Origin of the sequence: Veillonella sp. ZSJB6 (genome assembly GCF_051549505.1) — a bacterium.
In the GTDB taxonomy this organism is placed as follows: Bacteria; Bacillota; Negativicutes; order Veillonellales; family Veillonellaceae; genus Veillonella.
Window position 1 is genome coordinate 1 of the sequence record NZ_JBPUGE010000061.1, and the last position, 269, is coordinate 269.

General features: G+C 44.2%; 1 pseudogene. It reads left to right on the forward strand.

From position 1 onward, the window contains the following. Window positions 1-39: 39 nt before the first annotated feature. Window positions 40-269 (forward strand): annotated as a pseudogene (locus ACSV5T_RS09900) (biosynthetic-type acetolactate synthase large subunit); the annotation flags it as partial.

Genomic DNA, 269 nt, shown 5'->3' on the forward strand with positions numbered 1-269 from the left:
GATGTAATTCTGTGTGTGGGTGCGCGTTTCGATGACCGTGTGACCAACAATCCTGCAAAATTCTGTCCAAATGCTAAAGTCATTCATATAGATATCGACCCAGCGACAATCTCAAAAACCATTATGGCGCACATTCCAATTGTCGGTGCTGTAGAGCCTGTACTGAATGAGATGTTGAACCAGTTGAAACAGCTTAATGTTTCTAAGCCAAATCCTGAAGCGATTGCGGCATGGTGGAAACAGATCAATGAATGGCGCAAGGTTCATGG